General features: G+C 63.4%; 1 protein-coding gene. It reads left to right on the plus strand.

From position 1 onward, the window contains the following. The first annotated feature begins 13 nt into the window (after positions 1–13). Positions 14–13,960, plus strand: a complete 13,947-nt coding sequence (locus ACYZT7_RS19985; protein WP_462037922.1) for a non-ribosomal peptide synthase/polyketide synthase — start codon at positions 14–16, stop codon at positions 13,958–13,960. The last annotated feature ends 77 nt before the right edge of the window (positions 13,961–14,037 follow it).

Below are 14,037 nucleotides of genomic sequence, written 5' to 3' on the forward strand. Positions count from 1 at the left end.
CAGGACGCTTTCAATGACCACCGAAAAAACTACCGCCAATCCGATTGAAGATATCTACCCACTGTCGCCGTTGCAGCAAGGGATGCTGTTCCACTCCCTGCTGCACGAAGATTCCGGCGTGTACCTGATGCAGGATCGCTACCGCATCGGCGGTGCCATTGATCAAGTGGCGTTCCTTGAATCGTGGCGCCAGGTGGTGGTGCTGCACCCTTCCCTGCGCGCCAGTTTCCAGTGGAAAACCCAGAAGCAACCCGTGCAGGTGATCCATCGCGACGTCAAGGTTCCCCTAGACACCCTCGATCTGCGTGGGCTCGCCCCGCATGAACAGGAAGCGCGGATCCGCACGTTGTTGGAAGAGGAGCAGAAAGTCGGTTTCAACCTGTCGAAGCCGCCGCTGATTCGCTTTCGCCTGGTGCGATTGGCCGATGAGTCCTACGAATTCATTCGCAGTTTCCACCACATCCTGATGGACGCCTGGTGCATTTCCCTGGTGACCGTGGACTTCCTCAAAGTCTACGAAGCGCTGTGCAATGAGCGCACGCCGGAGCTCAAGAGCCCGCGCCCGTTCCGCGATTACATCCAGTGGCTGCAACGCCAGGACGCAGGCAAGGCCGAGCAGTTCTGGCGCGGCCAGCTGCAAGGGCTGAATGCACCAACGCCACTGACCGTGGACAACGGCGTGGCCCGCGACCGCTACATCGACGCGGTGCTGGTGGACGATCATCTGATTCACCTGACTGAGCCAGAAACCCAGGCTCTGACGGCGTTCTGCCGTAGCCGCCGGATCACGCCGAACACCTTCTTCCAAGGCGTCTGGTCGATGCTGCTGTCACGTTACAGCGGTCAACGGGATGTGCTGTTCGGCGTCACCGTGGCCGGTCGTCCGGCGGAGCTGACCGGAGTGGCAGAGATGATTGGTCTGTTCATCAACACCCTGCCGCTGCGGGTGTCGGTGGATCCCGAAGCATCGCTCGGCCAGTGGCTGAGCGCGCTGCAAGGGCTGAACGTCGACATGCGTGATTTTGAACACACGCCGCTGACCGACATCCAGGGCTGGAGCGATTTCCCCCGCGGCGAAACCCTGTTCGACAGCATCCTGGTGTTCGAAAACGCACCGATCGACGAACAGATTCTGGAAGGCGGTTTCCAGTTCAGCCTCGAAGGCATGGACCACAGTGTGCACACCCACTACGGCTTGACCGTGGTGATCCTGCCCGGCGAGCAGCTAGGCATTCGGGTGTCTTACGACCGCGAGCGTTTCGAGGCACCGACCGTGCAGCGCTTGCTCGGCCATATCGCCAGCCTGGTGCGCAGCATGCTTGCCGCACCGGAGGCGTTGCTGGGCAGTTTCGAACTGCTGGCTGCCGATGAGCGCCAGCAACTGCTGGGTGAGTGGGCGGTCAATCCCCACGACTTCCCGCTGGATCACAGCTACGCCGAAGTGTTCGCCCTCCAAGTCGCTCAACGCGGCGGGCAGATTGCCGCGATCTGCGACGGTGAGTCCCTGACCTATTCCGAACTGGATCAGCGATCCACTCGCCTGGCCCACGCCTTGCGCGAAGCCGGTGCCGGTGAAGATCAACTGGTCGCACTGGTGGCCCCGCGTGGTCTGGCGCTGTTGACCATGATGATTGCCGTGTTCAAGGCCGGCGCCGCGATGCTGCCGCTTGAAGTCAATCATCCGCCAGAACGCCTGAGGGAAATCCTCAGCCTGTCTCGTGCACCTTTGCTGGTGGCCAGTGAAGGGTGCAGCGCGCTGCTCGATCAGTTGCTCAGCGGCCTCGATCAGGCGCCCGACGCCCTGCTCGCCGAAGCCTGCTGGAAGGCTGGCAATGATTCGCCGCTGCCGTTGCACGGTGGCCCGGACAGCCTGGCCTACGTACTGTTCACCTCGGGTTCGACCGGTACGCCCAAAGGCGTGATGATCGAACAACGGGGCATGCTCAATAACATCTTCGGCAAAGTGCCGGCGCTGGGGTTGAGCGCCGAAGACCGGATTCCACAGACCGCTTCGGTGGCGTTCGACATTTCCGTGTGGCAGTTCCTTGCCGCGCCAGTACTGGGCGCCACGGTGCACATCCTGCCGGACAACGTGGCGCATGACCCACAACGCCTGCTGCAAGTGATCGCCAGCGAACGCCTCAGTGTGCTGGAAATCGTCCCGAGCCTGATGCGTACACTGCTTGCGCTTTGCCCGTGCGATCTGCAACTGCCCGACCTGCGCTGGGTGCTGCCTACTGGTGAAGCGCTGCCGCCGACCGTGGCCCGGGACTGGTTTGCACGTTTCCCCGACATCGCACTGATGAACGCCTACGGCCCGGCCGAATGCGCCGATGACGTGGCCTTCCAGCCGATCTTCGAAGCACCGGACGCTAACGTCAGCCATATGCCCATCGGCCAGCCGACCGCCAACAACCGCTTGTACGTGCTGGATGAAGCGTTGCGGCCGGTGCCAATTGGTGTGGCTGGGGAAATCTGTGTAGGGGGCGTCGGCGTCGGTCGCGGCTACCTGCACGATCCGCAGCGCACCGCTGATGCGTTCATCGACCATCCTCAGCTAGAAGGTCGCCTGTACCGCACCGGCGACCTCGGGCGCTGGCGTGGCGATGGCGTGATCGAATACCTCGGCCGCCGCGACCAGCAGGTGAAATTGCGTGGCCACAGGATCGAACTGACGGAAATCGAACACCGTCTGGCCCAGCACCCTAACGTGCGCGAAGCCGCCGTGCTGCTGCGCGAAAACAGCGTTGGCGAAGCCTGGCTGGTGGCTTACTGGTCGGCCCATGACGATACTTTGGGCAACGAGGGGATAACCGAACACCTGCGCGCACAACTGCCGCCGTACATGGTGCCGGCCGCGTTCGTGTGTCTGGAACGCTTGCCGCTGAACAACAACGGCAAGGTCGATCGCAAGGTCCTCGCCGCCCAGGAACTGAACTGGCAGGCTGACACTCAGGAAAGCATCGCACCGCGAAATGAGCTGGAAGCCGCTGTGGCGAAAATCTGGGCTGAGGTGCTGGGTCGCGACACCGTTGGCGTGGAAGACAACTTCTTCACCCTCGGCGGCCACTCGCTGCTGGCCACTCAGATCGTCGCGCGCCTGCGCAGCCATTTCAAACTCGACCTGCCGTTGCGGGTGCTGTTCGAACAACCGACGGTAGCGCTGCTGGCCGTCGCCATCACCGCGCGCCAGGCTGACGCCGCCGCACCACAAGCCGTCGCAATCAGCGTGCCAAAGGCCCAGGTACGTCCGGCGCTGCTGCCGCTGTCGTTCTCGCAACAGCGCCTGTGGTTCATCGAGCAACTGACGCCGGGCACGACGCTGTTCAACATCCCGTTCGCCCTGCACCTCAAAGGTGAACTCAACGTCAAAGCGCTGCACGCCAGCCTGAATGACTTGCTGGTGCGTCATGAAATCCTGCGTACCGGCATCCGCAGCGCGGATGGCGTGCCCAGCCAGCACATCAGTGATTCGCTGAACATTGCATTGCCGTTCGATGATTTGTCGGGCCTGGGCGCGACGGCTCGTGAAGGTGCGCAGTTCAATGCCCTGCAAGAAACCTTTGAGCAACCGTTCGACCTGACTTCACCGCCGCTGCTGCGGGCGCGTCTGCTACGTGTGGCGCCGGGTGAACACGTGCTGGGCATCGCCTTGCATCACCTGGTCTCGGACGCGTGGTCGGCGACCATCGCCCTGCGCGAGCTGGCCCTGGGTTACGAAGCCCGTTGCAACGGCGCCCCCGCCCAACTGCCGGCCTTGCCGGTGCAGTACGCCGACTTCGCCCTTTGGCAGCGCGAACACCTGCAAGGTGCCGAGCTCAAGCGCCAGCTCGATTACTGGACCACCACGCTGGATCGTCGCAACAGCGAAGGCAGTCCGTTGCTGGCACTGCCGACCGACCATCCACGGCCGTCGATGCAAACTTACCGTGCCGGGATCGTACAGCGTGAACTCAGTGCCGACCTCAGTGGCCGGGTGCAAGCCTTCGCCAGTCGCCTGGGCACCACGCCGTTCACCGTGTTGTTCGCCGGCTTCGCGGTGCTGATGCACCGTTTGAGTGGCGATGCCACGGTGCTGATCGGCACCCCGGTCACGCACCGCGAACAACCGGGCACCGAAGGCCTGCTCGGTATTTTGCTGAACAACCTGGCGATCCGTGCCGACTTTGAACCACAAGCAGATTTCACCGCGCTGGTGGGTCAGGTGGCCAAGCGCTTGCGCGAAGGCTTGCAGCATCAAGACCTGCCATTCGAGCAATTGGTCGACAGCCTGCAACTGCCACGCAGCCTCAGCCATGCGCCGCTGTATCAAGTGATGGTCGCGCAGCAATTGGCCATGGAGTCGCGCTTGCGCTTCCCGGGGCTGGAGTTCGAAGCCCTCGACACACCGCTCAAGCATTCCGAATGCGATCTGGATTTGCACGTGCTGTGCCCGGCCAATGCGCCGATTCAACTGGAGTTGATGTTCGCCCTGGACCTGTTCGCCGCCGACAGCGCCCGCCAGACCCTCGCCCGCCTGGAGCACTTGCTCGAGCAAATGCTCGCCGAGCCGCAACGCCCTGTGGCTGCCCTGCCACTGCTGATGTCCACGGAATGGCAGCGCACGGTGGTCGAGTGGAACCGCACTGAAATGGAAGTGCCACAGCACCTGACCTTTGCCCAGCTGTTTGAACAGCAGGCCGAACGCACACCGGAGCGTGACGCGCTGTGTTTCGAAGGTCGCAGCCTGAGCTACGGCGAACTGAACCGCCGGGCCAACCAGGTGGCGCATTACCTGCGCAGTCGCGGTGTGGTCGCCAATCGTCCGGTGGCGCTGTGTGTCGAGCGTTCGCTGGAGTTGTTGATCGGATTGCTCGGCATTCTAAAAGCAGGTGGCGCCTATGTGCCGCTGGACCCGACCTACCCGGTGGATCGTCTGGCGTACATGCTCGAAGACGCGCAACCGGCGTTGTTCCTCGGCCAGCAAGGCTTGATGGAACAGTTGGGCGCCGAACTGCCGCGTCTGCGGTTGGACAGTGACGCGGCCTTGTTCGCCGATCAGCCGGACAGCAACCTCACGCCACTGGCCGGTCCCGATGACCTGGCCTACATCATGTACACCTCCGGTTCGACCGGTAAGCCCAAGGGCACGCTGGTTACCAACGGCTCGGTGGTCAACCTGGCCTGGGCGCGCATCCATGGCTTGTATCGCCGCTATACCGATCAGCCGATGCGCACCAGTTTCAACTACTCGTTTGCCTTCGACAGTTCGGTGGCCGAGCTCATCTTGCTGCTCGACGGCCATAGCCTGTACCTGACTCCGGAAGACGTGCGCTACGACCCCGAGGCCCTGGCGCAGTTTTTCCGCGAAACCCGCCTGGAAGCCTTCGAATGCACTCCGGCGCAGCTCAAGGCCCTGCTCGAAAGTGACGGTGTGCGTCGTGGCGAAGTGTATTTGCCGCGCTTCGTTCTGTTTGGTGGCGATGCGGTGGATGCGCAGCTTTGGCAGCGTCTGCCGTCGATTGCCGGCAGCCGCTTCTTCAACACCTACGGTCCGACCGAATGCACGGTGGATGCGACCGGTTGCGCCGTCGACGACTTCCCGCAGCGTCCGATCATCGGGCGGCCAATCGCCAACGTGCGCACGTACGTGCTCGATGCCTTCCTCAACCCGATGCCGGTCGGCGTGCCGGGGGAACTGCACATCGGCGGTGCCGGCGTGACCCTGGGTTACCTCAATCGCGCCGAACAGACCGCGAAGGTGTTCATCGAAGACCCGTTCTCGCCGCTGGCGGGGGCACGGATGTACAAGTCCGGCGATCTGGTGCGCTGGCTGCCCGACGGCCAACTCGAATACCTGGGGCGCATGGACCATCAGGTGAAAATCCGTGGTTTCCGCGTCGAGCTGGGTGAAATCGAAGCCTTGATCGGCGCTCAACCGGGGGTGCGTCAGGCGGTGGTGCTGGCCCGTGAAGACGTGCCCGGCGACAAGCGCCTGGTGGCTTACGTCACCTGCGATCAGCAGGCCGACATCAACGCCTGGCGCAAAACCATCGGCGCCGCCCTGCCCGACTACATGGTGCCGTCAGCGTTTGTGCTGCTCGATGAGTTGCCGCTGACCGACAACGGCAAACTCAACCGCAAAGCCCTGCCCGCGCCGGATATCCAGGCTGAACCCGACGCCCAGGACCCGCCACGCACCGTCGCCGAACAGCAACTCGCCACTCTGTGGTCCGAGCTGCTGAACGTGCCGCTCACCCAGATTGGTCGCGACAGTCATTTCTTCTACCTCGGTGGTCACTCGCTGTTGGCGGCGGTACTGTTTGCCCGTCTGCGCCAACAGTTCACCACGGTTCCGCCGCTGCGTGCGGTGTTTGAACACCCAAGCCTCGATGCACTGGCCGCCCTGTTGGGTGAGCCGCTGCAAGCGCCAGCGGCGACCTTCGTCCCGATGGCACGTCCCGCCCGTTTGCCGTTGTCGTTCGAACAGCAACGCTTGTGGTTCCTCGAACAACTGAGTGCTGGCGGTGGCGAGTACAACGTGGTCAGCGCCGTGCAGTTCGACGGCGAGCTGAACACCCAGGCCTTGCAGTCGGCCCTGAACAGCGTGGTTCAACGCCACGAAATCCTGCGCAGCCGTATCGTGCGTGAGACCGATGGCGAGTTGGGGCTGATCATCGAACCGCAGGTCAACCTCACCTTGCGCGTGGCGGCACTGGACGCGGCCAGCGACGACAGTTGGCAACAGCTGACCTTTGATGCCATCCACGCCGAAACCGGACACCGTTTCGATCTTGCCACTCAAGTGCCGATCCGCGCCACGCTGATACAACGCAGCGGCCGCACCCAGGCGTTGCTGTTACTGACCGTGCATCACTGCGCCACCGACGATGCCTCCAGCCAGAACCTGCTGGATGAGCTGGCGCAGTTCTATACCGCGCAATGCCAAGGCACCGTCGCCACACTGCCGAACCTGGCGTTGCAATACCCGGATTACGCGCTGTGGCAGCGTGAATCAGGGCAGCAGGCGTTGTTCCGCAGTCAACTCAAGTACTGGCGCACGGAACTGGAAGACGGCAATTACCTGTTGGACCTGCCCACCGAACAAGGCCGGCCAAACCAGCTCGACCCGGTCGCCGGTGCGGTACAACTGCAACTGCCGCCAGAGCTGGTGGGACGCTTGCGGCAGTTCGCCCAGCAACGCGGCGCCACCCTGTACATGCTGATGCTCAGTGCGGCGCAACTGTTGTTGGGCCGATATGCCAACCAGCGTGACGTGCGGATCGGCAGCCCAGTGGCCCAGCGTCCGCTGGCCGAACTGCAGCCGCTGATCGGTTGCTTCGTCAACACCCTGGTGATGCGCGCCGATCTCGATCCCACGCTGGATTTCGAAGGCTTGCTGAGCCAGGTGCGCAATAACGTACTGGACGCCCAGCAGCATCAGGACGTGCCGTTCGATCAGGTCGTTGAGCACCTGGCGCCGGAACGCAGCCTCGCTCAGACACCGTTGTTCCAGGTGTTGTTCGTGATGCAGAACGCCGACACTTCGGCCAGTCAATGGCCACAATTGCAGGTCCGTGAACGAGCAGTAACCGCTCAGGCGACCAAGTTCGATCTGAACTGGGAAGTGCATGACGGCGAGGTGCTGTCGGTGTTGCTCGAATACCGTACCGCGCTGTTCAGCGAAACCACGGCCCGACGTTGGTTGGGGCAATGGCAACAATTGCTCGAAACAATGCTCGATGCTCCCCAGGCCCGCCTTGGCGACTGGTCACCGTTGACGGTGCCGGAGCGTCAACGCCAATTGGTCGAGTGGAACGCGACCGAACGTCATTACAGCGGCCCGACCAATCTGCACACGGCCCTGACCCAGCAAGCGGCCCTCAGCCCCAACGCTCCAGCGCTGGTGTTCGAAAGCCAGCGCCTGAGTTATGCCGAGCTCGATCAGCGCGCGCAAACCGTGGCCAAAGCCTTGCGCGCTGCCGGTATTGGCAGCGGCGCCATCGTGCCGGTGTGCATGGAGCGCTCCGTGGAAATGGTTGTGGCCTTGCTCGGCATCGTGCATGCCGGCGCGGCGTGGTTGCCGCTGGACCCGGAGTTGCCGGCGGGACGGTTGGCGTTCCTGATTGCGGACGCTGATGCTCAGGTCACCTTGACCCAAGCGCAGTGGCTGGCGCGTTTGCCGGTCGGGCACAAGGCCTGGACGCTGGATACGTTGCCAAAAGCAGAAAGCGGTGAACCGATCAACGTCAGCCCAAGCGACCTGGCCTACGTGCTCTACACCTCCGGCTCCACCGGCCAGCCAAAAGGCGTGATGAACGAACACGGCGCCTTGATGAACCGTCTGCACTGGATGCAGGACGCCTTCCCGATTGGCCCGAATGACCGTGTACTGCAAAAGACCCCATACAGCTTCGACGTGTCGGTGTGGGAATTCTTCTGGCCGCTGATCACCGGCGCCACGCTGGTGGTCGCTCGCCCGGACGGTCATCGTGACCCGGCGTACCTCAGCCAATTGATCCAGCAAGAGCAGGTCACCACCCTGCACTTCGTGCCGTCGATGCTGCGCGCCTTTGTCGAAGAGCCAAGCCTGGTCAACTGCCGCAGCCTGCGTCAGGTGTTTGCCAGCGGTGAAGCCCTGCCGGTGGACCTGGTGCGGCGCTTCATGAGCCAACACCCGGCGGCACTGGTCAACCTCTACGGTCCGACCGAAGCGGCGATTGACGTCTCGGTATGGCGTTGCTCGGTGGACGACCTGATCGTGCCAATCGGCAAGCCGATCGCCAACCTGCGCCTGTACATCCTCGACGAGGCGATGCAGCCACTGCCCATCGGCAGCATCGGCGAGTTGTACATCGGCGGTGTCGGCGTGGCGCGCGGTTACCTGAAACGTGCGGACCTGACCGAGGAACGTTTCCTCGCCAGTCCGTTCATCGACGGTGATCGCCTGTACCGCACCGGCGACCGCTGCCGCTTCCTCGCCGATGGCAACATCGAGTACCTCGGCCGTCTCGACCACCAGGTGAAACTGCGCGGTCAGCGGATTGAGCTGGGGGAGATCGATGCTGAACTGCTGGCACAGTCCGGCGTTCGCGACGCTGCCACATTGCTGCTTGATCAGCGTCTGGTGAGTTTCTGGTGCGGTGACGCCGAAGAAGCATCGCTGCGTACGGCATTGAGCGACAACTTGCCGTCGCACATGCTGCCAAGCCTGTTGGTGCAACTCGACAGCTTGCCGCTCAACAGCAACGGCAAACTCGATCGCAAGGCGCTGGCCGCCCTGCCATTGCCGGAAACCAAAAGCGACCAGCCACGCAGAGCGCCGCGCAACACCACTGAAACCGTGCTGTGCGAGTTGTTCAGCGAAGTGCTGGAATGCCCGTTGGTGGGGATCGACGATCATTTCTTCCACCTCGGCGGCCATTCCTTGCTGGCCACGCGACTGGTCGCCAGGGTTCGTGAACGCCTCGGTGCCAGCCTGCCGCTGGCGCTGGTGTTCGCCCAGCCGACGGTGGCGGCGTTGGCCGGCCATCTGCGCGCAGCGATGCCGGGTGAACTGATCACCGCCCAACCGCGTCCGGCACAGTTGCCGCTGGGCCTGGCGCAGCAGCGGTTCTGGATGCTCAGCCGTCTGGTGCCGGATTCGCGTGAATATCACATGCCGTTCGCCCTGACCTTGCATGGAGAGCTTCAGGTTCAGGCATTGCGCGAGGCATTCGAACAAGTCAGCGAGCGCCATTTGGTGCTGCGCAGCCGCATCGTCGAAGTTGAAGGCGAGTCGCAGTTGCTGATCGACAATCAGGGCCCGGCGCTCGCGGTCACTTCGGTCACCACACAAGACTGGGCGGCGGCGTGCGCCGATGCTCAGAACGAGCTGATGGCACCGTTCGACCTGGCCACCGCCGCACCTTGGCGTGCACACCTGTTGCAACGTCAAGGCAGCGTCGAAAACCTGTTGCTGGTGTGTCTGCATCACAGCGCCACCGACGGTTGGGCGATGCAGTTGCTGATCGACGAACTGGCCCAGGCCTACAGCGCCGGCCTGAACGGGCAGTCACCCGCCTGGACCGCGCTGGACGTCGACTATGTTGATTTCGCCCTGTGGCAGCAGCACCCGGACACCCAGGCTCGGCGCAATGACAGCCTGGATTACTGGAAAAACCATCTCGGCCAGGACGACTACCAACTCGATCTGCCACTGGACCGTCCTCGCGCGGCCGACGCGGATCGTCGTGCCCAACAACTGACAGTCAGCCTCGGCGCCCAGCGGGCCGAAGCGATCCGTCAGTTCGCCCGTCAACGCGGCACCACCCGCTACGTGGTACTCGCGACGGCACTGAGCGCGTTGCTGGCTCGTTACAGCGGTCAACGCGACATTCGCCTCGGCACCCCGGCCGACCAACGCGACCATCCGCAAACCCAGGCGTTGCTGGCCTGCCTGGTGAACACCCTGGTGATCGGCAGCGAGGTCGACCAACAGGCCCCGGCCGAGCAGTTGCTTACAAGCCTCGAAGCGGATCTGCGCGCGGCCCAGGCCCATGCCGACCTGCCGTTTGCCACCCTGGTGGGCGCCGTGGCCCAGCGCCGTGACCTGAATCGCACGCCGCTGTTCCAGGTCTTGTTCTCCCTCAACCACGGCCGCATGGACAGCAGCCAATGGCCGGGCCTGAACATCGAAGAGCAGACGCTGCCGGTGATCGACGCCAAGTTCGAACAAAGCTGGGAAGTCCAGGACGACGGCGTCGACATGATCCTCGCCCTGGAATACCAATCGGCGCTGTTTGACGAGTCGACGATGCAGCGCTGGAGCGCGCAATGGTGTGCCTTGCTGGATGCGCTGGTGACAACGCCTGCGCGGACGCTGGTCGAGTTGTTCCCGCAACAACAGGATCAGCAGCAACTGGATCGCTGGAACGCGACCGAACGTCATTACAGCGGCCCGACCAATCTGCACACGGCCCTGACTCAACAAGCGGCCCTCAACCCCAACGCCCCGGCGCTGGTGTTCGAAGGCCAGCGCCTGAGTTATGCCGAACTGGATCAGCGTGCGCAAACCGTTGCCCGTGCCTTGCGCGCTGCCGGTATTGGCAGCGGCGCCATCGTTCCGGTGTGCATGGAGCGCTCCGTGGAACTGGTCGTGGCCTTGCTCGGTATCGTGCATGCCGGCGCGGCGTGGTTGCCGCTGGATCCGGAATTGCCGGCTACGCGGTTGGCGTTTCTCATTGAGGACGCTGATGCTCAGGTCACCTTGACCCAAGCGCAGTGGCTGTCGCGTCTGCCGGCCGGGCATCAGGCCTGGACCCTCGACGCACTGCCAAAAGCGCCAGCGTTTGAGCCAATCAGCGTCAACGCCAATGATCTGGCCTACGTGCTCTACACCTCCGGCTCCACCGGCCAGCCAAAAGGCGTGATGAACGAACATGGTGCCTTGATGAACCGTCTGCACTGGATGCAGGACGCCTTCCCGATTGGCCCGAACGATCGTGTACTGCAAAAGACCCCGTATAGCTTCGACGTGTCGGTGTGGGAGTTCTTCTGGCCGCTGATCACCGGTGCCACGCTGGTGGTCGCCCGTCCGGACGGTCATCGCGACCCGGCGTACCTCAGCACATTGATCCAGCAGGAGCAGGTCACCACCCTGCACTTCGTGCCGTCGATGCTGCGCGCCTTTGTCGAAGAGCCGAGCCTGGTCAACTGCCACAGCCTGCGTCAGGTGTTCGCCAGCGGCGAAGCGTTGCCGGTGGATCTGGTGCGGCGCTTCATGAGCCAACACCCGGCGGAGCTGGTCAACCTCTATGGCCCGACCGAAGCCGCCATCGACGTCTCCGTATGGCGTTGCTCGGTGGACGATGTGATCGTGCCGATCGGCAAACCGATCGCCAACCTGCGTTTGTACATCCTCGACGAAGCCATGCAGCCGCTGCCGATCGGCAGCATCGGCGAGCTGTACATCGGCGGTGCAGGCGTCGCTCGTGGCTACCTGAAACGTGCGGACCTGACTCAGGAACGCTTCCTCGCCAGTCCGTTCATCGACGGTGATCGCCTGTACCGCACCGGCGACCGTTGCCGCTTCCTCGCCGATGGCAACATCGAATACCTGGGACGTCTCGACCATCAGGTGAAGCTGCGCGGGCAGCGCATCGAACTGGGGGAAATCGACGCGGCGCTGTTGAACCAGCCTGGTATCACCGGTGCCTGCACCCTGGTGATCGACAACCGCTTGGTGGCGTTCTACAGCAGCAACTCGGCGCAACCGGGCTTCGACACGTTGCTTGCCGTCCAACTCAAAAACCAGCTGCCAGCGTACATGGTGCCGGCGGTGTGGGTCGAAGTGCCGACCCTGCCCCTGACCACCAACGGCAAGATCGACCGCAAGGCTTTGGCGGTCCTGCCATTACCGCAGCCCCAGGAAAACTACGCCGCACCGCGTAATGACCTGGAAACCCTGCTTTGCCAGTTGTTCAGCGAACTGCTCGGCGAAGCCTTGACCGGTAACCGCGAAGTCGGCACCTCGGACAGCTTCTTCGCGTTGGGCGGTGATTCGATCCTCGGGTTGAAGCTGATCTCCCGACTACGTGAACAAGGTTACTCGCTCACACCAAGAGACCTGTTCCGTTCGCCGACCCCGGCGGCGCTGGCCCAGGTGGCCAGCCCATTGCTGACCCTGGCCGAGCAAGGTGACGTGACCGGCGCCATGTCGTTGATGCCGTTGCATCAGTGGTTCTTCGAGCAACAACAGCCGCAGGCGGCGTACTGGAACCAGTCGGTGCTGGCCGACAGCGACCATCGTCTGCAGCCGGCCCTCGTGCAGGCTGCGCTGGATCGACTGGTCGCTCATCACGACGCCCTGCGCCTGCGCTTCACAGAGGCTGACGGGCAATGGCAGGCACATATCGCGCCGGTTGAGCCTGCGCAACTAGCGTGCTGCGACCATTTGGAGCAACTGGAAAGCATCGCGCAAAGTCTGGACCTGCAACACGGCCCATTATTCACGGCGGCGTTGCTGGAGGGCGAACCGCAACGCCTGTATCTGGTCGCGCATCACCTGGTGGTCGACGCAGTGTCATGGACGCCGCTGCTGGAAGATTTCCAGCAGCTGTATCAAGGGCTGGAACGTGGCGAGAACCCGAGTCTGCCGGCGAAAACCACGTCCTACCGTCAATGGGCCGAATATATGCACGCCCATGCCGGCACGGTCAGCGCCGAACACCGCTACTGGAGCGCCCAGACAATAGCGAACGCCAGGCCTGTGGCCACGGTCGCCGAGCGTCAGACGCTGTCGGCCCGTTGGGATGCCGCCCGCACCCACCAATGGCTGACCGAGTCCCATGCTGCTTACCGCACACAACCGGAAGAACTACTGATCGCCGCCCTCGCCGCCACCCTGGCGGAGGCCGAAAACCGCGCCGACATCGTGGTGGATCTGGAACGCCATGGTCGCGATGCGCCGTTCGACGGACTGGATGTCAGCCGCACCGTTGGCTGGTTCACCACCCTGTACCCGCTGCGCGTGAATTCCAGCGGTGCCCCCGGCGACCGGGTGCGCAACGCCAAGGAGGCCTTGCGCGCCGTACCGGGCAATGGCCTCGGTCACGGGCTGCTGCGCCAGCGCGGCGCATTGCCGCCAAGCCGTGGTGATGTGCTGTTCAACTATCTGGGGCATGAGCAAACGCCACAGGGCTGGTTGCGCGCCAGCACCTTGACCCCACCGCCGGAAGTGGCGTTGGCCAACCGGGTGACCCACGGCCGTGAAGTGGTGGCCTGGCTGGAAGACGGTGTGCTGCGTGTCGAATGGCACAGCGTCACCCCGGCCGCCGACAGCCGCTTGCCCGCTCGCCTGCTGGAACACCTGCAAACACTGGTCGGGCATTGCCTCGACCCACAGGCAGGGGCGCTGATGCCATCGGATTTCCCGCTGGCCAAAGGCATGAACCAGGCCACCCTCGACACCTTGCTCAAACGCCTGGGGCCGAAGAAGTGAGCCCCGGCATCGACCTGTATTTGACTTCGGAGTGCGCCGTTCGCGGCGCACGTGCCTCCTCGTTTTTCTGGATTGAA

The sequence above is a fragment of the Pseudomonas sp. RT4P38 genome (genome assembly GCF_054897765.1).